Origin of the sequence: Gordonia sp. SCSIO 19800, assembly GCF_018132775.1 — a bacterium.
GTDB classification, from domain to species: Bacteria; Actinomycetota; Actinomycetes; order Mycobacteriales; family Mycobacteriaceae; genus Gordonia; species Gordonia hongkongensis.
On the sequence record NZ_JAGRQM010000008.1, the window covers coordinates 1 to 22,006 of the forward strand.

Below are 22,006 nucleotides of genomic sequence, written 5' to 3' on the forward strand. Positions count from 1 at the left end.
AAGAAAGAAATCATCCGATGCCTCAAACGCTACGTCGCCCGCGAACTCTACAAAGCCTTCACCACCGACCTCGGAGCACTTGACAATCTATAGGACCATCTCGTCGCTACCGCTCCTCGCACCTCAGGGAGCAGGGGGTCGACTCCCTCGCACCTCAGGGAGCAGGGGGTCGACTCCCTCGCACCTCAGGGTCCGGGGGTTATGCGGTTCTTTCGGATCAGGGAGCAGGGCGGAGCGGCGATCAGGTCCCGAGGATCTTCGCTTTCTGCGCGGCGAACTCGGCTTCGGTGAGAATGCCCTGCTGGTACAGGGCTCCGAGCTCCTTCAGCGCCGAGATCGTGTCCGTCGGACTCGATGCGGGCGCTTGCGGCTGAGGTGGCTGGGCGTACTGGGGTTGTACGTACTGCTGTTGCGGCTGTGGGTCCTGGGCGGCGGCACCCTGCTGGGCCCACCGGCTCGCCTGGCGCCGGGACACCCGATTGCTCACCGCTGTCGCGGTTCCGGAGATGACAGCGGTGCGTGCGACACCGCGGAGAAGTCCTGGCATGTCGGTCCTTTCAGGATTCGATTCGGTTGTCGGCGGCATCGAGCTGCTCCAGTAACGCGTCCACCGGAATCCGGCCCGATGCGACGAGCTGTCCACCGCCGTTACGGACGGCTGTGGCGAACGGCGCGGCCCAGGCGTTCTCCCAGACGACAACGGCCGCACTGGAGCCCGGGTCGATGATCGCGGCTGCCTCCGCGAGATCGGAATCGTCGAGCAACGAGGTCGCCGCGCCGTCGAAGATCGCGAAATCAGCGCCGAGCGAGTTGATCTCGAGCCGGGCGACCGTACCGTCGGCGTCCTTGGTGATGAAGACGATGTCGATCAGTCGCACGATCCCGCGGTCGATCAGATCGATGAGGTGTGGAAGTGCCTCACCGGTCGGCTGCTTGCCCGTCCACTCGACCACGATGTAGTCGATGGGTCCGAGTTCGCGGTCAGCCGTCTGGTCGACACCTGCTTGGTCGTCCAATTCCTTCTCCCTGTCTCGTGCCGGCGATGTGACCGTCTGCAACGAGCCCCGGTCACGACCTCAGATCCACCACCGAACGTCCCGGTTGCGCCTCGTACAGTTCGCCGATCTCACTGGCGTACTTGGTCGCAATCGGCTTGCGGCGCAACTTCATCGTGGGGGTGAGCTCGTCGCCGCCGGGATCCCAGGCAGTCGGCACGATGGTAAATCGTTTGACCTGCTCCACGCGGGACAGTGACCGATTTCCGGCACGGATTGCCACCGCCACCTCGTCCACCACATCGGGGTGCGAGGACAACTCGGTCAGGTCGGCACCGGACAGGTCGAGTCGCTTGGCTCGCGCGGCCGCCGCATCCGGGTCGAGAACCACGAGCGCGGACACATAGGGCCGGCCGTCGCCGATCGCCGCGACCTGACCGATCAGCGACGACGCCGCCTTCATCGCGTTCTCGATGTTGTTGGGCGACATGTTCTTCCCGGACTCGTTGATCATCAGTTCCTTCTTGCGGTCGACGATGGTCACGTTGCCGTCACCGTCGATCGTCGCGATGTCACCGGTCGACAGCCAGCCGTCGGCATCGATCGTCTCGGCCGTCTTGTCGGGCTGTTTGCGGTAACCGCGCATCACGACCGGTCCGCGGACGAGGAGCTCTCCGTCGTCGGCCAGTCGCACCTCCATGCCGCGCACCGGTTTGCCGACGGTGCCGATCCGGAGGTTGTCGCTGGTCGTCATCGTCGAGACGCCAGTCGTCTCCGACATCCCCCCAGACCTCGAGAACCGGAATACCGAGTCCCAGGAAGAACTTCAGCACCTCCGGTGGGATCGCGGCCGCACCCGATCCGGCGAAGGAGACCTGATCGAGGCCCAGCGCGGAACGGACCTTGTGCAGCACAAGGCGATCGGCGAGACCGTGTGTGAGACCGCCGGAGCCCTTGCCGTCGATCTGGGCCTGCGCCGCCGAGGCCCCGGCGCGGAACGCCCAGTCGGCGAGCGCCTTCTTGACCGGGCTGGACTCCTCGGCGAGCTTCGCCTCGATCCCCGCTCGGATCTTCTGCCACACCCGCGGCACCCCGAAGAAGAACGTCGGGTGCACGTCGGGAAGGGCCGCGGCGATCTCCCGGGGATCAGGCACCGTGGTGATCTGGATGCCGCGCATCATGTTCGCGGCGTGGGAGGAGACCCGGTCGGCGATGTGCGCTGCCGGTAGATACGAGATGGCCCGGTCGTCGAAGCCCGCCTGAACGATCTCGGCGAGCGCCGTCATCTCGGCGACGATGTTGCGATGGGTGATCTCGACGCCCTTCGGCGGGCCGGTGGTGCCCGAGGTGTAGATCAGGGTCGCGAGGTCCTCGGGTTCCACCGCCTGCCACGTCGCGGTGAAGTCGAATCCGGCCGGCGGCGGGGACTGTTCGAGATCGGCCAGCGACAACGCGCCCGTCGCGACGCCGTCGACGACGATCCTGGTGGACACCCCGGTCGCCGCGGCGGTGATCGCGGGCAGGAACACCTGCTCGGTGACGACGACGGAGTTCTCCGCTTTGCCGAAGAGGTACTCGATCTGTTGGGGCGAACTGGTGTTGTAGATCGAGAAGGGAACCGCGCCGAGGTGCAGCGCCGCGGCGTCGACGAGGTGGAACTCGGGGCGGTTCGTCAGCATGATCCCGACGGTGTCACCGCGCTTGACCCCCAGGGCCGCGAGCCCACCGGCGATGGCTTCGACGCGCGCGGCGTACTCCGCCCACGTGATCTCCTGCAGCCCGCCGACCGTACGGATGGCGACGGCGTCGGGCCGTACGGTGACCGTCTGCTGGAACGCGGCGGGCAGTGTCGCCACTGCGACACCGGTCTGATGGGGGAACGTGATGGTCTCTGCAGCGGTCATGACAGTCCTCGACTGGCCGGAGTGATGTGTTGCACGTCACATTAGCCAGTCCGGGCGTGTGTCACGGCCGGTTCCGGTGAATGGTGAACGGTTGACAAAAACCCCAGATCAGGACGGTTTGTCGAGCGAAGGACGCTCGGTCAGCGACTCGAGATTCCAGGCGCCGCCACCGGTCAGTTCGAGCAGGTCGGTGTGATGCTGGTCGGTGGTGCTCCGGTGACTCACCGACACCAGGATCGTCTCCGGCAGCTCCGTGCGGATGAGCGAGTACAGCGAGTACTCCAGCCCCTCGTCCACGGCCGAGGTCGCCTCGTCCATGAACACGGCCTGCGGCCGGGTCAACAGGATGCGCGCGAAGGCGACGCGCTGCTGCTCGCCCGGGGAGAGCACCTTGACCCAGTCCTCCTCGTCGTGGAGCCGGTCGACCAGATGCGGGAGGAAGACCTTCTCGAGCGCCGCCTTGATGGCCTCGTCGCCGACGTCGTCGGGCAGTGCCGGGTAGGCGACCGCCGTGCGCAGATCCCCCAGCGGGATATAGGGCATCTGCGACAGGAACAGGGTGTGCTCTCCCGGCGGTCGGGTGAACTCGCCGTCGATGAAGGGCCACAGTCCGGCGAGGCCGCGGAGCAGTGTCGTCTTGCCCGAGCCCGACCGCCCTTTGACGACGAGAGCGGCCCCGGGTACCAGGGAGAGGTTGAGCCCGCTGATGAGTTCGTCGCCGCTCGGGGTCTTCACGTCGACGTCCGAGAGGGCAACGGCGCGTTCCCGATCCACGGTCGTGACCTGGGCCATGGTCCGCGACCGTGCATCGGCGTCGGCGAGACCGTCGAGACGGATGATCGACGCGCGAAGAGCGGTGAAATCGTCGTAGGCGTTCCGGAAGAACGAGAGTGCGTCGTGCATCTCGCCGAAGGCGCGGGCGGTCTGCGTCATGTCACCGAGCTTGATCTGACCGTCGAAGAACCGCGGTGCCTGCACGAGAAGTGGGAACACCACCGCGAGCTGCGACGCGCTGAAGTTCCATCCGACGAACGCCAGCTGCACATGGATGATCTGCCAGAAGTTCTTCACGACCGCACGGAATCGAGTCATCAGGTTGTTGTGTTCGACGCGCTCGCCGCTGTAGAAGGCGACGTTCTCCGCGCTGTCACGGACGCGGACGAGTGCGTAGCGGAAGTTCGCGGTGAGGCGTTCGCGCCAGAAGTTCAGTCGGATCAGCGGGCGTCCGATGGCGAACGCGACCACGCTGGCGACGAGAACGTAGACCAGGACCAGCCACATCATCATGCGCGGGATCTCGACCCCGAACAGCGTGACCGGCCCGGACAGGTCCCAGAGCACGACCGAGAACGACACGATGGACGCACACGCCGGGAGCACACCGTTCGTCGAGACCCCACCGCCGCCCCAGAACAACGACGAGCCGACGGTGGCGATGTTGGTGATGTCGGCCTCGATACGCTGGTCCGGGTTGTCGACCCCGGGGTGGATGTCGACGGCCCGTCGCTGCGGATCCGACTTACCGCGCCCGAATCGTCTGCGCCGTAACAGTCCCGCGCTGAGGTCGACGAACCGGTTGCGGTAGAAGGCACGGCCGGACATCCAGTCGGCGGTCGCCCCTTCGGTCAGCCAGTAGCGGAGCCGGATCTCGAAAGCCGCACCGACATAGATCTCGACCATGGTGCGGACGACGTGAGTGGCGGCGAGGATGCCGAAGATCGTAATCGAGTGCCAGAACGCGTCTTTGCCGATCTGGAGCATCTCCGCCCCCTGTGGCCCGCCCGTCGCGATGCCCTCGGCCGCGGTCTGCAGAGACGTGTACAGGTCGTTGCTCCAGTAGCTGAACAGGACGCTCAGCCGCACACCGAGCAACGAGAGCAGGGTGAGGACGACGACCAGCGCCCACGCCCAGACCCGAGTTCTCGGGTCGGTGAAGAACCCCCCGATCACCCGCCACAGCGGGCCGCCCCACCGGCTGAACCGCGACAGCAGGTAGCCGATCACCAGGATGGCCACGGCCGAGATCGCGAACGCGATCGCCAACCACTCCAGACTGGCCCACACCTCGTTGCCCCAGTCGATGCTGTACTCCACGCACACTCCTCGCGTCGGATGGCCCGGCGGCGGGCATCACGGTCGACAAACCCCGGTCGATCGCAGCGAGGACCCCGTCGCCACAACGGGTCCGGGCCTCAACGATGATCCGGCGCAGTTTAACCCGGCGTTCACCCGGTGTCCGGGCAACCGCGTCGACGGAGCGCCGACCGGTCGCCGGGAGCGCGGAATGTCGGTTTTGCCGAGCGGTTCTGGTGACGTCAGCCCAGCGGGCGCAGCACCGCACCCTGCTGGAGCGCCGCGGTCGAGACCGACTCCGAGAAGCGACCGTCGGCATCGCCGACGCTGACGAGATAGCCCGCGTCGGTGTACTCCACGCCGCTCACCTCGAAAGTGAGTTGGCACCCGTCGTCGCCGCGGAGGAACACCGACAGCGTGGTGGTCGCCACATCGCCACCGGCCGCGTCGTAGAGGACGACCGGTGCGCCGCGGGCGAGGGTGCCGCCCCCGGGCAGGGTGGCGACCTCGGTCAGACAATCCGCAACGACCCCGCCCTTGGCGGTGAACGTGGGCGCGGTCAGGAGTCCGGCGACGACCGCGACGCCCACGATGACCGCGAAGACGATCATCGCGGCGGCGGTCGCGACGATGACCGGGACCCGCGTGCGCCGCTGCCATGTCCGGCGCGGCAGCGGCGGGCCGGGGTCCAGCCACATCTCGGGTGCGGGGCCGTACCCCGGGGTCATCGACCCGCCCGTGCCGCGATCCATCAGCTTCCCCTGCAGACCCGTGCGGTCACTTCTTGGGCGGGAAGTACTTGATGAGCGCTTCTTGCACGACCGACGTCGCGAGAGTGCCGTCGCGCATCCAGAACCGGCCCGATCCCATCCCGCGTGACCCGGTGGCAACCGGTGACCGCGTGGCGTACAGCAGCCAGTCGTCGAACCGGAACTCGCGGTGGAACCACATCGAGTGATTGACGGTCGCGGCGAACAACCGGTCCATGCCCCAGGAGAGGCCGTGGGTGGTGATGATCGAGTCCAGTACCGTGGTGTCGGAGGCGTAACACATTGCGGCGACGTGCATCACGGGGTCGTCGGGCATCGTGCCGTCGGCCTTCATCCACACCCGGTTGTCGGTCAGCTTCTCCCCCGCCTCCTTCGCCTTCCAGCTCGGATCGTTCGCGAAACGGATGTCGATGGGGTGCAACGCATTCACGAAGGCCGCGATACGGTCCTCGTAGCCCTTGAAATGCTCACCGAGAGTGGGTAATTCCTCCGGATAGGGCACCTGGGGGATCTCCACCGCGTGCTCGAGCCCAGAAGTGTTGTCCTGGAACGCGACCAGCATCGTGAAGATCTCTTCGCCGTCCTGCTTGGCAGTCACCTGACGATTGGCGAACGACCTGCCGTCGCGGAACCGGTCGACGTGGTACTCCAACGGTTTGGTGACATCACCGCCACGGATGAAGTGCGCGTGCAGCGCGTGGATCGGCGGGTTGCCCCGACTCAGACTCCGGGCCGCCGCGACGACCCCCTGGCCGAGCAACTGACCGCCGAACGTCCGGGCGGTGACCTGCTCGGGATGGTGCCCGATGAACAGGTCGTCACCCTGACGTTCGACGTCGAGCAATGCGAGCAGCTTGCCGAGATCCCCGGCCTGGTCCACGGTCATGCCTCACACCCTAGAACCCGGACGCGGCTGCGTCGTGCACCGGCCCGAGCAGGAGCGGACGCGGTCAGTGGTCCTGCTCGCCGATCCGGTGCACGTGGATCAGGTTGGTCGAACCCACCGTCCCGGGCGGGGCCCCGGCCACGATCACCACGACGTCACCCTCACTGAGGCGCCCGATACGCAGCAGCTGATGGTCGACCTGGTCGATCATGTGGTCGGTCGTGTCCACGTGGTCGACGATGAACGTCTCGGTTCCCCAGCTCAACGCGAGCTGGCTGCGGACAGCCTGGGTCGGCGTGAACGCCAGCAACGGGAGGCGCGAGTGCAGACGGGCCAGTCGACGCACGGTGTCCCCGGATTGGGTGAACGCGACCAGCGCCTTCACCTCGAGGCGCTCGCCGATGTCGCGGGCCGCGTAGGAGATGACACCGCGCTTGGTACGGGGCACGTGGGACAGCGGCGGCACGTCGCGGGGGCCGGTCTCGACCGCCCGGCAGATCCGGTCCATGGTCCGCACCGTCTCGAGCGGGTACTTGCCCACCGACGTCTCGCCGGACAGCATGACCGCGTCGGCACCGTCGAGCACCGCGTTCGCAACATCGGAGGCCTCGGCCCGGGTCGGCCGCGAGTTCTCGATCATCGAGTCGAGCATCTGCGTCGCCACGATCACCGGCTTCGCGTTCTCGCGGGCCATCTGGATGGCCCGCTTCTGGACGAGCGGGACCTCTTCGAGCGGGAGTTCGACGCCCAGGTCACCACGGGCGACCATGATCGCGTCGAAGGCCAGCACGATGGCCTCGAGGTTCTCGATCGCCTCGGGCTTCTCGAGCTTCGCGATGACCGGCACCCGGCGGCCGACGCGGTCCATCACCTCGTGGACCAGTTCGATGTCGGACGGGCTGCGCACGAAGGAGAGCGCCACCATGTCCACGCCCAGTTCGAGGGCGAATTCGAGGTCTGCGATGTCCTTCTCCGACATCGCCGGCACCGAGACACTCATCCCGGGCAGCGACAGCCCTTTGTTGTTGCTGACCGGGCCGCCCTCGGTCACGGTGCAGAGCACGTCGTTGCCCTCGACCGCGGACACGGCGAGGCCGACCTTGCCGTCGTCGACGAGCAGGCGGTCGCCGGGGCTCGCGTCCTCGGCGAGCTGCTTGTAGGTGGTCGAGACGCGGTCGTGGTCGCCCACGACGTCGTCGACGGTGATGCGCACCTGCTCGCCGGTCTCCCAGACGGTCGAGCCGTCACAACCGTCGAAACGGCCGAGCCGGATCTTGGGGCCCTGTAGGTCGGCGAGGACGCCGACGGCTTTCTCCGTGGTGTCCGAGGCCTTGCGGACGCGCGCATAGACGGCCGCATGGTCCTCATGCGTGCCGTGGCTGAAGTTCATCCGGGCCACGTCCATGCCGCTTTCGACGAGCTCTTTCAGTCGCTCGTCGCTCGCGGTGGCGGGGCCCAGGGTGCAGACGATTTTGGTTCGGCGTGTCACAAGAACACCTTAGTCCCGTCCATGGTCCATCTCCATGTCGCCGACGACATGTCACCGGCCCGCCACCGGCTGTTACCGCTGGTGGCGAGCCGCTACCGCCGAGTATGAAATTTACTTAACTTGTTGCGGCCGCGTGTGTTCGACCGAGCCCGTCGGGTGGCGACGAGGGCCTGCTCAGCGCACCGACAGGGGCAGGGACGCCGGACGGACCGGAGACGGGAGGTCGGACTCGCCGACCAGGAACTCGTCGACCGCACGCGCGGTCGAGCGACCCTCCGCGATCGCCCACACCACCAACGACGCGCCGCGGTGGGCGTCACCGCAGACGAACACGCCCGGGGCGTCGGTCTGCCAGTCGCTCCCGCAGGAGATCACGCCGCGCCGGTTCGGCTCGATCTCGAGATCGGTCAGCAGCGTCCCACCCCGTACCCCGGCGAACCCGATCGCGAACAGGGCCAGCTCGCAGGGGATCTCGAATTCCTCACTCACCGGCGTGATCTCGCGGCGACCGTCGGCGTCGCGCGTCACCTCGACCTCGGCGAGCACCATCGTCGTGACGTTGCCGTCCTCGTCACCCTCGAATCGCTGCACCGCGACCTGGTGCAACCGTTCGCCGCCTTCGTCGTGTGCGCTCGAGGTCCGCATGATCAACGGCCATGTCGGCCACGGCGACCGTTCGTCGTCGCGCTGCCCGGGCAGTTCCGGGTTGTAGTCGAGTTGCACGACCGAGGCCGCGCCCTGACGGTGCGCCGTACCCAGGCAGTCGGCTCCCGTGTCACCACCGCCGATGATCACCACGTGCTTGCCCGCGGCGGTGATGGGTGACGGCCCGTCGCCCTCGCACTCCTTGTTGGCGGGCACGAGATGCTCCATGGCGAGGTGGATGCCGTTCAGCTCCCGCCCCGGCACCGGGTTGTCGCGTGCCTCCATCGCACCGATGGCCAGGACCACCGCGTCGTGCTTCGCATGTAGATCAGCCACGGACAGGTCGGCCCCCACGTCGCAGTTGGTGACGAAGGTCGTTCCCTCCGCCCGCATCTGGGCGATACGCCGGTCGATGTCGGACTTCTGCAGCTTGTACTCCGGGATGCCGTAGCGCAGCAACCCGCCGAGACGGTCGTCGCGCTCGTAGACGGTGACGTCGTGACCGGCCCGGGTGAGCTGCTGTGCCGCAGCCAGTCCCGCGGGTCCCGAGCCGACGACCCCGACCGACTTGCCGGTCGTGGACTCGGGCGGCTCGGGCCCGATGATGCCTTCGGCCCACGACTCGTAGGCGATGGTCTTCTCGATGCGCTTGATGGTCACGCTGCCGCCGGTCGCCGGTTCGGAGATCGACAGCACGCAGGCGGACTCGCACGGCGCCGGGCACACCATCCCGGTGAACTCCGGGAAGTTGTTGGTCGCGTGCAGCCTGCTGCTCGCGGCATCCCACCGGCCGCGCCGGACGAGGTCGTTCCACTCCGGGATGAGATTGCCCAGTGGGCAACCCGCGGTTCCGGAGTGACAGAACGGGATACCGCAGTCCATACACCGGCGGGCCTGTCCGCTGACCTCGTCGAGAACCTTGATCGGATTGTCGGCGTGTTCGTAGACATCGTCCCAGTCCTGGACGCGTTCGGCGACCGGACGGTACTTAGCCTCTTTCTTCGGGACCTCCAGGAACCCGCGCGGGTCAGCCACGTGCCGCCTCCATGATCGCTGAATCGACGTCGCGCCCTTCGGCTTCGGCCATCCGGGCCGCGTCGAGGACACGCTTGTAATCGGTGGGCATCACCTTGGTGAACGCCAGGCAGCGTCGAGGCCAGTCGGCCAGTATCGACGCGCCGATCGCGGAACCGGTCAATTCCGTGTGCGTGGCGATGGTGTGCTTGAGCCAGGCGAGGTCCTCCGGGTCAGGACGCAGGAGTTCGACCATGGCCATGTTGACCTTCGCGGGATCGAGGTCGTGGACGAACGCGATACCACCCGACATGCCGGCCGCGAGATTGCGTCCCGTCGGTCCGAGGACGACCACCCGGCCACCGGTCATGTACTCGCAGGCGTGGTCGCCCACTCCTTCGACGACCGCCGTCGCACCCGAGTTGCGTACCGAGAAGCGTTCGCCCACTCGGCCTCTGAGGTACACCTCACCGGAGGTCGCCCCGTAGAGGATCGTGTTGCCGGCGATCACCTGGTCCTCGGCGACGAACAGCGAGTCGGGATTCGGCGTGACGACGATCTTGCCGCCGCACAGCCCCTTTCCGACGTAGTCGTTGGTGTCACCGGTCAACCGGATCGTCACGCCCGGCGGCAGGAAGGCTCCGAGCGACTGCCCGGCCGAACCCTCGAGCCTGACCGTGATCGTGTCCTCGGCGAGGCCGTCGGCCCCGTACCGCCGGGTCACCTCCGAACCGAGCAGGGTGCCGACCGTCCGGTTCACGTTGCGCACCGGCAACTCCAGGGTCACCGGGTGTGCGTCCTCGAGTGCACCCTCGGCGAGCTGGATCAGCGTCTGGTCCAGCGCGCGCTCGAGGCCGTGTTCCTGGCCCCGCACCCGACGACTCGGACCCTTGTCCTCGACCTTGCGGAAGATCGGGCTGAGGTCGAGCCCCTTGGACTTCCAGTGCGCGACCGCGGCGTCGGTGTGCAGACGCTGCGACTGCCCGATGGCGTCGTCGAGCGTGCGATAACCCAACTGCGCCAGATACTTCCGGACGTCCTCGGCGATGAAGCGGAAGAAGTTGACCAGATGGTCGACCTGACCGGTGAAGCGGGACCGCAACAGCGGGTTCTGGGTGGCGACGCCGACCGGGCACGTGTCGAGGTGACAGACGCGCATCATGATGCACCCGGCGACGATCAGCGGCGCGGTCGAGAACCCGTATTCCTCGGCGCCCAGCAAGGCCGCGGTGATGACATCGCGCCCGGTGCGCAGCGCCCCGTCGCACTGCACCGTGATGCGGTCGCGCAGGCCGTTCAACATCAGCGTCTGCTGGGCGTCGGCGAGGCCGATCTCCCACGGCGTGCCGGCGTGTTTGAGCGAGGTGAGCGGCGACGCGCCGGTGCCGCCGTCGTGCCCGGAGATGAGGACGACGTCGGCGTGCGCCTTCGACACTCCGGTCGCGACCGTCCCCACGCCCACCGCACTGACCAGCTTCACGTGGATGCGTGCCTGCGAGTTCGCGTTCTTCAGGTCGTGGATCAGCTGGGCTAGGTCCTCGATCGAGTAGATGTCGTGGTGCGGCGGCGGCGAGATCAGCGCGACACCCGGCGTCGAATGCCGGGTCTTCGCGATCCACGGATACACCTTGTAGGCCGGGAGCTGGCCGCCCTCACCGGGTTTGGCACCCTGCGCCATCTTGATCTGAATGTCGGTGGCGTTGATGAGGTAGTCGCTGGTCACGCCGAACCGGCCCGACGCGACCTGCTTGACCGCGCTGCGGCGTTCCGGATCGTACAGACGCTCCACGTCCTCGCCGCCCTCCCCGGAGTTCGAGCGGCCGCCGATCCGGTTCATGGCCATCGCGATGGTCTCGTGGGCCTCCGCGGAGATCGAGCCGTAACTCATCGCGCCGGTGTTGAAGCGCTTCATGATGTCCTCGACCGGCTCCACCTCGTCGAGCGGGATCGGTTCGCGCGCATCGAGATCGAAGTCGAACAGTCCGCGCAGGGTGCCGCCCTCACGCGAGAGCCGGTCGACCTCGTCGGAGTACTGCTGGAAGATCTCGGCCCGGCCGGTCTTGGTGGCGTGCTGCAGCAGGAAGATGGTCTCGGGCGAGAACAGGTGCAATTCGCCCTCGCGGCGGTACTGGTACTCGCCGCCGACCTCGAGCCGACGGTAGACCTGTTCGGTGGGGTTCTCCGGGAAGGCCCGGTGGTGGCGGATGCGCACCTCCTCGGCCAGTTCGTCGAGTCCGACGCCCTCGATCCGCGACACCGTACGGGTGAAGTACTCGCGCACCACCTCCGACGACAATCCCACGGCCTCGAAAGCCTGTGCCGCGGTGTAGGAGCTGATGGTCGAGATGCCCATCTTGCTCATCACCTTCAACACGCCCTTGCCGAGCGCCTCCAGATAGTTGCCGATCGCCTTGGCCCGGGTCACCCCGGTCAGCTCACCCTCGGCGATCAGGTCTTCGATGGTCTCGAGCGCCAGGTAGGGATTGACCGCGGCCGCCCCGAAACCGATCAGGGTGGCGATGTGGTGGACCTCGCGGGCATCGCCGGACTCCACCACCAGCGCGACCCGCGTCCGCTCCTTGGTGCGGACCAGGTGGTGGTGCACCGCCGAGGTGGCCAGCAGCGACGGGATGGGCGCGTGCTCGGCGTCGGTGAGCCGGTCGGAGATCACGAGCGTCGTGTGCCCCTCGGCGATCGCCTGACTGGCGCGCAGCCGGAGGTCCTCGAGCGCCGCGGCGAGACCCGCACCGCCCTCGGACACCTCGTAGAGCGCCCGGAGCACCTTCGCCGACAGACCGGGATTGTCCCCGTCGTCGTTGATGTGGACGAGTTTGGCCAGCTCGGCGTTGTCCAGCACCGGCCAGTGCACCATGATCTGGCGGCACGACGCCGCGGTCGGCCGCAGCAGGTTCTGCTCCGGGCCCATCACGCGGCTCATCGACGTGACGATCTCCTCGCGGATCGCATCCAGCGGCGGATTCGTGACCTGGGCGAACAGCTCGACGAAGTAGTCGTAGAGCAGCCGCGAACGCTGCGACAGCACGGCGACCGGGGTGTCGGTGCCCATCGATCCGAGGGGTTCGTAGCCCGACGCCGCCATCGGGGTCAGGAGTACGCGCAGATCCTCCTCGGTGTAACCGAAGGAGATCTGCCGGCGGACGACGGTGTCGTGGTTGGGCTGGAAGACCGGCCGGTCCGGGAGCGTCGCGATGTCGAGCAATCCGGCGTGCAACCACTCGTCGTACGCCTCGGCGTTCATGAGCTCGCCCTTGAGTTCCTCGTCCGGGATGATCCGGCCCTGCTCGGTGTCGACGAGGAACATGCGGCCGGGTTCGAGCCGGCCCTTGCTGATCACGTCGTCGACCGGGACGTCGAGCACACCGGACTCGGAGGCGAGGATGACCCGGCCGTCGCGTGTCTGCCACCACCGGCCCGGGCGCAGTCCGTTGCGGTCGAGGACCGCGCCGACGACCGTGCCGTCGGTGAACGTGACGCACGCGGGACCGTCCCAGGCCTCCATGATCGAGGAGTTGAACTGCAGGAACGCCCGACGACGGGGATCCATGTCGGGCACGTTCTCCCACGCCTCGGGCACCATCATCATCACCGCGTGGTGGACGTCCCGACCGCCGAGGTGCAGGAGCTCGAGGACCTCGTCGAGCGACGCCGAGTCGGAGGCCTCGGGCGTGCAGATCGGGAACGCGCGCTTGAGATCGCCGGGGATGAGGTCGGTCTCGAGGAGCGCCTCGCGGGCACGCATCCGGTTCCGGTTGCCGCGCACGGTGTTGATCTCGCCGTTGTGCGCCACGAACCGAAAGGGGTGCGCGAGCGGCCACGACGGGAAGGTGTTGGTGGAGAACCGGGAGTGCACGATGGCGATCGCACTGAGGCAGCGATCATCTCGCAGATCCTCGTAGTACAGCGGGAGCTGCATCGTGGTGAGCATGCCCTTGTAGACCATCGTTCGACTCGACAGCGATGGGAAGTACAGCCCGGTGCCGGCTTCGTCGATCTCCAGTGTCACCCGTTCGGCCTGCTTGCGGAACGGGTAGATGAAGCGGTCGAGAGCGAGCCCGGCGATGCGGTCGGCGCCAGGCGCCGGGTCGACGGTGACGAACAGCTGCATCATGTACGGCATGCACGCGACGGCCGTTCCGCCGACGTCGGCGTGTTCGTGGTCGACGGGGAGGTCCCGCCAGCCGAGTACGGTGATGCCCTCGTCGGCGGCGAGGGCCTCGACCCGTTCGATCGCCGCGCGGCGGAGATCGGGGTCCATGGGCAGGAAGCACGTTCCCGCGGCGTAGCTGTTCGATCCGTCCGCGGCGGGCTCGGGAAGGTCGAAGTCGACGGTGTCGCGCAGCAACTCGTCGGGGAGTTGGATCAGAATTCCCGCGCCGTCACCGCTGTTGGTCTCCGCCCCGGCCGCACCGCGATGCTCGAGGTTCTCCAGCGCCAGCAACCCGTCGGCGACGATCGAATGCGAACGGCGACCGTGGATGTCGGTGACCATGGCCACACCACACGAATCGACCTCGGCCTCCGGGTCGTACAGACCCTGCTTGGCCGGCAGCGCAGAAAACAGCATCACTACCTCCACTCGAACCGAGAACCGGCTCGCTGCTGAGTGTCCAATGGGACAGCACTGGCCCGTGGAGCATTGCGCGGCGTACGAATGACCGTGCCGAGATCGGTACCGGGCTGAGTCAGAACCGTTGAGCGCTCACGTGCTCTGGAACGGTCGGTACCGGGCGGAGGGATCGCGCACCGTGAGATCCGATCCTATCCGAACACCCGGGGAGGCGTCGTCACCCGCGACCTGTGACCCTGCCGACGGATCAGCGCGTGGCAGGACCGAACGTCAGGACTTGTCTGCGTCAGACGAACCGGCACCGGCACCCGGTGTGGTGTCGGTGGGGGTGTCCGTCGGGATGTCGGTATCCGACTCCTCAGCGGGATCGGCGGTGTCGGTGACCGCGTCGGCGTCGGTGTCCGGGGCTGCGTCGGGAACCGAGTCGGTGGTCGAGTCGTCCTCGTCGGTCGACTTCTCGACTGCGTCCATGTCGTCGGGCTCGGGGTCCGCGGTCTCGTCGGCAGCCGGTTCGTCCCCCGGCGACGTCGCCGTCTCCGGCTGAGCCGGCTCGTCGACCGCCTCCTCGCCACCGGCCTCGACGGTGTCCTCGCCTGGATCGACCGGACCGTCGGCAACCGGCTGCGGTTCGGTGGACGAGTCGGTGTCCGGTTCGGCGCCCGGCTCCGCATCGCTGCCCGCGGTCACGGGGTGTGCGGCCGCGACCGGGTCATCCGTGTCGGCGGTGTCGTCGGTGGACGGCTCCCCCACCGCGCCCGCCTTCCGACCCTGGTCGTCGGAATCGAAGAGGGATGATCCCGCTGCACCCGTCGCCACCCCGGCGGCGGCCGCCGGACTCGGCTCCGGTTCGATGTCCTCGTCGTACCAGTCGTCGACGTACCCGGCGACACCTTGCTCCGCGAGCTCCGCGGCACGGTCGTCGTGATACATCTCCAGTCCCTGTTCGCGTCCCTTGGGCGCGACCACGAAATAGACGACGGCGGCGAGGAACACCAACGCCGCGGTGAAAAGGTTCGGTCGGATGCCCGCGATGTCGTTGGCGACGGCCGCGCGATCGTCGCGCAGCAACTCGATGAAGAACCGGCCCAGGCAGTAGCCCGCCACGTACAGCGCGAACAACCGGCCGTGCCCGATGCGGAAGTACCGGTCGACGACCACCAGGAGCACGACGACGAGCACGTTCCACAGCAGCTCGTAGAGGAAGGTCGGATGGACCACCGCGACCACGACGCCGTTGGACACGCCGTCGATCAGTCCGGGGTCGGAGTACCCGGCGGCGTTCTCGCGTTCGTAGATCTCGAGGCCCCACGGGAGTGTGGTCTCGCGTCCGTAGAGCTCCTGGTTGAAGTAGTTGCCCAGGCGACCGATGGCCTGTGCCAACAGGATCGGCGGCGCGATGGCGTCGCCGAAGGCCGGTAGTCGGATGCCCCGGCGTCGGGCGCCGATCCACGCGCCCACCGCACCGAGCGCGACCGCGCCCCAAATACCGAGTCCGCCGTCCCAGATCTTCAGTGCGTCGATCGGTTCCTTCAGCGCATCGGCACCGAAGTACGTCTTCCAATCGGTGATGAGATGGTAGAGCCGGCCACCGATGAGGCCGAACGGAACCGCCCAGATCGCGACGTCGAGAACTTCGCCGTCCTGGCCGCCGCGGGCCATCCATCGGCGGTTGCCCCACCAGACCGCGACGATGATGCCGACGATGATGCACAACGCGTACGCGCGTAGCGGGAAGGGTCCGATCTCCCACACGCCCTGAGGCGGACTCGGGAGGTAGGCGAGCATCGTCGAGGTCGGCGCGATCACGCTGTCACCCTAGCCGACCGGATGGGACGTTCGACCTGTCGACCGGGACCCGCCGCGTCGATCACGAGAGCGCATTCGGTTCAGACAGACGCCCGACGCGAGCGGACCCCTTCGGCCAGTTCGGAGACGAGCGAGGCCAACCGGTCCTGGCCCGCGTTCGCCGCGGTCACCAGCGCCGAGCCCACGATGACTCCATCTGCGTACGAGGCGATCTGGGCCGCCTGCTCGCGGTTGCGAACGCCGAGCCCGACGCCGATCGGGATGTCGGAGTACTCGCGAACCCGCGCGCACAGCTCGGGAGCCATGTCCGACACGGCATCTCGCGCACCGGTGACACCCATCGTGGAGGCCGCGTAGACGAAACCCCGGGACGCATCGACGGTGAGGGCGATCCGCTCAGTCGTCGACGACGGGGCGACGAGGTAGATGCGGTCGAGCCCGTGCCGGTCGGCCGCCTCGTGCCACTCCGCGCCCTCTTCGGGGATCAGGTTCGGGGTGATGAGTCCGGCACCGCCGGCCGCCGCCAGATCGCGGGCGAAATTCTCGACGCCGTACTTGAGAACCGGGTTCCAGTAGCTCATGACCACCGCGTTGCCGCCGGCGGAGGTGATGGCCTCGACGGCGGTGAACACGTCACGGACACGCACACCGTTGGTCAGTGCCTGGTCGGCGGCGTCCTGGATCGTCGGGCCGTCCATCACCGGGTCGGAGTAGGGCACGCCGACCTCGATGATGTCGCATCCGGCGTCGACCATCGTCCGGAACGAGGTCAGCGACTCGTCGACGGTCGGGAAACCGACCGGGAGGTAACCGATCAGTGCACTGCGACCCTCGTCCCGGCAGCGGGCGAACACGGGGCCGAGCTTCGACGGGATCGACTGTGTGCTCATGCCTGCTCTCCGGGCTTCTGGACGTCCGACGATTCCGACAGGGTGGCCTCGTCCTGGGACGGCGGGGCGTCGAACAGCCCGAACCAGCGGGCGGCGGTGTCCACGTCCTTGTCGCCGCGGCCGGACAGGCTGACGACGATGATCGCGCCCTCCCCCAGTTCCTGCCCGAGCTTCAGGGCGCCGGCGACCGCATGGGCCGACTCGACCGCGGGGATGATGCCCTCGCGGCGGCTGAGCAACGCGAGGGCGTCCATCGCCTCGGTGTCGGTGATCGGCCGGTACTCCGCCCGTCCGGCGTCCTTGAGATAGGCGTGCTCGGGCCCGACCCCCGGGTAGTCCAGGCCGGCCGAGATCGAATGGGATTCGATGGTCTGACCGTCGTCATCCTGAAGCAGGTAGGAGTACGCGCCCTGGAATGCTCCGGGTGTACCACCGGTGAAAGTTGCTGCGTGGCGGCCGGTCTCGACCCCGTCGCCGGCGGCCTCGAAGCCGACGAGCCGGACGCCCTCGTCGTCGATGAACGGATGGAAGATGCCGATCGCGTTGGAACCACCGCCGACGCAGGCGGTCACCGCGTCGGGCAGGCGTCCGGCCTTCTCCAGGATCTGCACGCGCGCCTCGAGCCCGACGACGCGCTGCAGATCGCGAACCATGACCGGGAACGGGTGCGGCCCGGCCGCGGTACCGAAGCAGTAATACGTGTTGTGCGCGTTGGTGACCCAGTCACGCATGGCCTCGTTGATCGCGTCCTTCAGCGTCGCCGAACCGTTGTCGACGGCGATCACCTCCGCACCGAGGAGTCGCATGCGGGCGACGTTGAGCGCCTGGCGATCTGTGTCGACCCGGCCCATGTAGATCACGCACTCGAGACCGAGGAGCGCGCACGCGGTCGCGGTGGCGACCCCGTGCTGTCCGGCGCCGGTCTCGGCGATGACGCGGTGCTTGCCCATCCGCTGGGCCAGGAGCGCCTGTCCGAGAACGTTGTTGATCTTGTGCGAGCCCGTGTGGTTGAGGTCCTCGCGCTTGAGGAAGATCCGCGCCCCGCCGGCGTGCTCGGACAGGCGTTTCGCCTCGTACAGCGGCGACGGGCGGCCGGCGTAGTCGCGCTGCAGGCGGTCCAGTTCGGCAAGGAAATCGTCGTCGGCGCGGACCTTCTGGAAGGTCGTGGTCACCTCGTCGATGACGGCCATCAGCGCCTCGGGTACATGGCGCCCGCCGTAGACACCGAAGTGCCCGTGCTCGTCGGGTTCGATCGAGGTACGAGTGGTGAGCCCGACGCTCGCGGTGGGCAGCGGAGTCGCCTCGACGGCGTCGGTGCGGACGGAATCAGGATGAGCGGTCACTTCAACTCACAGACGATCGGGCCGACAGGCTCACGCGGACCGATGCCGGCCCGGACGCATTGTCAGCGAACAGGTTTCGGGCACGACGGGTGCGTGCCCGCGGTGACGAGTTCACGGACCGCGGCACGCGGGTCGCCACTCGTGACGAGACCTTCGCCGACGAGGACCGCATCGGCGCCGGCACCGGCGTAGGCCAGCAGATCGGCGGTGCCGCGCACACCCGACTCGGCGATGCGGATGGTCTCCGTGGGCAGACCGGGTGCAATGCGCGAGAAGGTGTCCCGCTCGACCTGCAGGGTCTTGAGATTGCGCGCGTTCACGCCGACGACCGATGCGCCGGCTTCGAGGGCACGGCTGGCCTCCTCCTCGGTGTGCACTTCGACGAGCGCGGTCATTCCCAGGCTCTCGGTGCGGTCGAGGAGTGAGGCGAGCACGTTCTGCTCGAGGGCGGCGACGATCAACAGGATGACGTCGGCGCCATGGGCACGAGCCTCGTGGATCTGATACGTGCCGACGATGAAGTCTTTGCGCAACACCGGGATGTCGACCGCGGCGCGGACGGCGTCGAGGTCGGCGAGCGAGCCGCGGAACCGGCGTTCCTCGGTGAGCACGCTGATGATGCGCGCGCCGCCGTCTTCGTATGCGCGGGCGAGTTCGGCGGGGTCCCCGATGCTGGCGAGTTCGCCTTTCGACGGACTGGCGCGCTTGACCTCGGCGATGACACCGATTCCGGGCTGACGCAGGGCGGCCAGCGCATCCTTGGGGGCGGGAGCCTTGGCGGAGGCCGCTTTGACCGAGGCGAAGTCGACGACGGCCTCACGTGCCGCGACGTCGGCTTTCACTCCCTCGATGATCGATTCGAGAACGTTGGGCACGCTCACAGCGACTTGCTCCCTTCTCCCTCGACGTGTGTTCTCAGGGTAGACGGGCCGTTCGGGCCGGTTGCGTCCGGGTTGGCCGATCTGTGACCTCATCGCGCTGATGCGTCCATCGTCGGAGTCTGCGGCCGGGCGTCGCCGGCGCCGACCCGTCATCGGCTTGAGGTTCAGCGACGGTCGGGGTCGTTCGGGTCGGTCGGGTCGAAGCCGGTGTCGAGCGCGTCCCACATCATCCGCTCGTTCGCTCCGGGCGGCGTCGGATCCGCCGCCGGGCCGGGGTCGTCCGCCCGACCGCTCGTTCCCGGCTTCGCCGAACCGGATCGGGTCGCGCCTGGCTCCGCGGCCGCGGCGTCCTCGTTCTGCTCCGCGGCCTTGCGACGCTCGTAGTCGGCGAAGATCTCGGTCTCGATCTCTTCGCGGCGAGCGGCCGGGGTGGTGTATTTCGACGATCGGGTGGCGCCCTTCGCGACGCGGAGCAGCATGACCGCTGCACCGACCGCACTCAAGGTGCCGGCGAGCACGACCACCGCGGCGAGGGGGTTGGTGTCGACGAAGAGCACGATGTAGCGATCGGGGATGCTGCCCGCCTCGGCGGCGTACGCAGAGTCGGTGCCCCCGGTGATCAGCGAGATCGCCGGGAACGCGGCCAGGAGCCCGCCGACGGCGACCAGTATCGCCACGACGCGCAGCGCCCAGCCGCGCACCGACAACGCGGCGGCGATGCCCGCCAGGTAGACCAATGCGAGCGGGGTCAGCCACGGGCTCCAGTCCGCGCCGCTGACCTCGAACGCCCGCTGCGGGGACAATCCGTCCTCGGCGGAGACGGTGGCCCACGTCAGCCGGCTCGCCCCCCAGAACGCAGCCGCCGCCACCGCCATCAGCAGGGCCGCGACGACCTGGCGGCGCCGGACGGACTTGCGGCGGACCGCCTCGGCGTCAGGACCTGCCGCGGCTCCGTCTTCAGCAGAGGTCATGAGTTCTCACCCACCCGTCGCATCGTCGAGGCGGCCGCGACCGCGTTGAGCACCGCGGTGGCCTTGTTACGCGCCTCGTTGTACTCGTACTCCGGCTCGCTGTCGGCCACCACCCCACCGCCCGCCTGGACGAACGCCTTGCCGCGCGCGAGAAGTGCGGTGCGGATGGCGATGGCGGTGTCGGCGTTGCCGGCGAAGTCGAGGTAGCCGACGATCCCGCCATAAAGCCCGCGGCGGGTCATCTCGTGCTCGTCGATGAGTTCCATCGCCCGCACCTTCGGTGCGCCGGTGAGGGTTCCGGCCGGGAAGCACGCCGTCACGGCGTCGAGGGCATGCTTGTCGTCGCGGAGGGTCCCCGACACGGTCGAGACGAGATGCATGACGTGGCTGTAGCGCTCGATGTGCCGGTAGTCGCTGACCTTGACCGTGCCGGGTACGCAGACACGTCCGAGGTCGTTGCGCCCGAGGTCCACCAGCATCAGGTGCTCGGCGTTCTCCTTCTCGTCCTCGATCAGTCCCTTGCCGAGCAGTTGGTCTTCCTCCTCGGTCGCGCCGCGCCAGCGGGTGCCCGCGATCGGGTGTGTGGTCGCCACCCCGTCGGCCACGGTGACCAGTGCCTCGGGGCTGCTGCCGACGATGGTGAACGGTTTGCGTGCGATCGCGTCGGGCGAGCCGGTGTCGCTGTGCTCCTCGGTGCCGGGCATCCGCAGCAGGTACATGTACGGACTCGGATTGGACGCGCGCAGCACGCGATAGACGTCGAGCGGGTCGGCGTCGGAGTCCATCTCGAAGCGCATCGACGGCACGACCTGGAAGGCCTCGCCGGCCTCGATCTCGCCGACGAGATCGGTGACGATCTCGCTGTACTCCGCGAGCGATCGCTGCGCGGCGAACTCGGGCCGCGGGCGGTCGAAGGTCGACACCGTCGACGGCGCGGGTGCGGCGAGCGCTTCGGTCATCCGGTCCAGCCGGTCGAGTGCGTCGGCGTAGGCGTCCTCGACCCGCTCGTCGGAGCCGTCCCAGTTGACCGCGTTGGCGATGAGCGTGATCGTGCCCTCATGATGGTCGACCGCGGCGAGGTCGGTGGCCAGCACCATCATCATGTCCGGGAGGCCCAGATCGTCGACCGTGGTCTCGGGCAGACGCTCGAGCCGGCGGACCATGTCGTAGGCCATGAAGCCGACGAATCCGCCGGTCAGCGGCGGCATCCCGGGGAGCGGGTCGGTCTGCAGGAGGCGCAACGACTCCGCGAGGACCTCGAGCGCGTCGCCGCCCTCGGGTGCGCCGACGGGCACCGACCCCCACCAGTGCGCCTGTCCGTCGACGACGGTCAGGGCCGACGGTGCGCCCGCGCCGATGAACGACCATCGGGACCAGGACCGCCCGTTCTCGGCGGACTCCAGCAGGAAGGTCCCCGGACGGTCGCCCGCGAGTTTGCGATAGGCCGACAGCGGCGTCTCGGAGTCGGCGAGGACCTTGCGCGTCACCGGTACGACGCGGTGATCGCGCGCGAGGTCGAGGAACTCGGCGAGAGTCGTGGTGTCGGCGGCCCCGCCGGTGGTGGCCGTCATCCGAGCGGCTCGCCGCCGACGCCCCACTGATTTCGCGGAACCTCCGTGATCGTCACCCAGACCGAGTCGGGGTTCTTGCCGGTTGCCTTGGCGTAGGCCTCGGTGACCGCGGCTATCGTCTCGCGCTTGACGCGATCCGACAGTCCCGGCGTCTGCGAGATCTGGATGAGGGGCATGGAC

15 protein-coding genes and 1 pseudogene are annotated in these 22,006 nt (G+C 68.1%); all 16 read right to left on the reverse strand.

The genetic code is table 11. The features are described from left to right. Positions 1 to 241: 241 nt before the first annotated feature. Positions 242 to 547 (reverse strand): SHOCT domain-containing protein, encoded by a 306-nt coding sequence (locus tag KB201_RS11145; RefSeq protein ID WP_078112865.1) that lies wholly within the window; start codon positions 545 to 547, stop codon positions 242 to 244. 10 nt (positions 548 to 557) lie between these two features. After that, entirely contained in the window at positions 558 to 1,016 is a 459-nt protein-coding gene (locus tag KB201_RS11150; RefSeq protein WP_058251776.1) for a DUF6325 family protein, read from the reverse strand. Positions 1,017 to 1,068: 52 nt separating this feature from the next. After that, positions 1,069 to 2,899: pseudogene (locus KB201_RS11155) on the reverse strand (long-chain fatty acid--CoA ligase). Between the two features lie 108 nt (positions 2,900 to 3,007). Further along, the gene (locus KB201_RS11160; RefSeq protein WP_078112863.1) at positions 3,008 to 4,993 is read right to left on the reverse strand and encodes an ABC transporter ATP-binding protein/permease; all 1,986 of its coding nucleotides are present in this window, start codon (positions 4,991 to 4,993) and stop codon (positions 3,008 to 3,010) included. Positions 4,994 to 5,214: 221 nt separating this feature from the next. Further along, positions 5,215 to 5,724, reverse strand: a complete 510-nt coding sequence (locus KB201_RS11165; protein WP_249145343.1) for a hypothetical protein — start codon at positions 5,722 to 5,724, stop codon at positions 5,215 to 5,217. A gap of 25 nt (positions 5,725 to 5,749) precedes the next feature. Beyond that, positions 5,750 to 6,628 carry an acyl-CoA thioesterase II gene (locus KB201_RS11170; RefSeq protein WP_065632354.1) on the reverse strand — a complete coding sequence of 293 codons (879 nt, stop codon included), beginning with the start codon at positions 6,626 to 6,628 and terminating at the stop codon, positions 5,750 to 5,752. A gap of 64 nt (positions 6,629 to 6,692) precedes the next feature. Continuing rightward, positions 6,693 to 8,117 (reverse strand): pyruvate kinase, encoded by a 1,425-nt coding sequence (pyk, locus tag KB201_RS11175; protein ID WP_065632353.1) that lies wholly within the window; start codon positions 8,115 to 8,117, stop codon positions 6,693 to 6,695. Positions 8,118 to 8,291: 174 nt separating this feature from the next. Continuing rightward, positions 8,292 to 9,797: a glutamate synthase subunit beta gene (locus KB201_RS11180; protein WP_078112862.1), complete on the reverse strand. Its 1,506-nt coding sequence runs from the start codon at positions 9,795 to 9,797 to the stop codon at positions 8,292 to 8,294. Further along, positions 9,790 to 14,361 (reverse strand): glutamate synthase large subunit, encoded by a 4,572-nt coding sequence (gene gltB / locus KB201_RS11185; RefSeq protein WP_078112861.1) that lies wholly within the window; start codon positions 14,359 to 14,361, stop codon positions 9,790 to 9,792. Before gltB ends, KB201_RS11180 begins: the two co-directional genes overlap by 8 nt. A gap of 273 nt (positions 14,362 to 14,634) precedes the next feature. Further along, complete coding sequence (gene lgt, locus KB201_RS11190) at positions 14,635 to 16,170, reverse strand: prolipoprotein diacylglyceryl transferase (protein WP_307848063.1); 1,536 nt, start codon at positions 16,168 to 16,170, stop codon at positions 14,635 to 14,637. Between the two features lie 80 nt (positions 16,171 to 16,250). Beyond that, complete coding sequence (gene trpA, locus KB201_RS11195; protein ID WP_211539296.1) at positions 16,251 to 17,060, reverse strand: tryptophan synthase subunit alpha; 810 nt, start codon at positions 17,058 to 17,060, stop codon at positions 16,251 to 16,253. Next, complete coding sequence (gene trpB, locus KB201_RS11200; protein WP_211539297.1) at positions 17,057 to 18,403, reverse strand: tryptophan synthase subunit beta; 1,347 nt, start codon at positions 18,401 to 18,403, stop codon at positions 17,057 to 17,059. The genes trpA and trpB overlap by 4 nt, the downstream gene beginning before the upstream one ends. 62 nt (positions 18,404 to 18,465) lie before the next feature. Further along, positions 18,466 to 19,284, reverse strand: coding sequence for an indole-3-glycerol phosphate synthase TrpC (gene trpC, locus KB201_RS11205; protein ID WP_065632347.1), 819 nt, complete (start codon positions 19,282 to 19,284; stop codon positions 18,466 to 18,468). Positions 19,285 to 19,448: 164 nt separating this feature from the next. Further along, positions 19,449 to 20,255 carry a TIGR02234 family membrane protein gene (locus KB201_RS11210; protein WP_211539298.1) on the reverse strand — a complete coding sequence of 269 codons (807 nt, stop codon included), beginning with the start codon at positions 20,253 to 20,255 and terminating at the stop codon, positions 19,449 to 19,451. Further along, positions 20,252 to 21,826 (reverse strand): anthranilate synthase component I, encoded by a 1,575-nt coding sequence (locus tag KB201_RS11215; protein ID WP_137808506.1) that lies wholly within the window; start codon positions 21,824 to 21,826, stop codon positions 20,252 to 20,254. The genes KB201_RS11210 and KB201_RS11215 overlap by 4 nt, the downstream gene beginning before the upstream one ends. Further along, entirely contained in the window at positions 21,823 to 22,002 is a 180-nt protein-coding gene (locus KB201_RS11220) for a tautomerase family protein (protein WP_004021167.1), read from the reverse strand. The genes KB201_RS11215 and KB201_RS11220 overlap by 4 nt, the downstream gene beginning before the upstream one ends. Positions 22,003 to 22,006 lie beyond the last annotated feature (4 nt).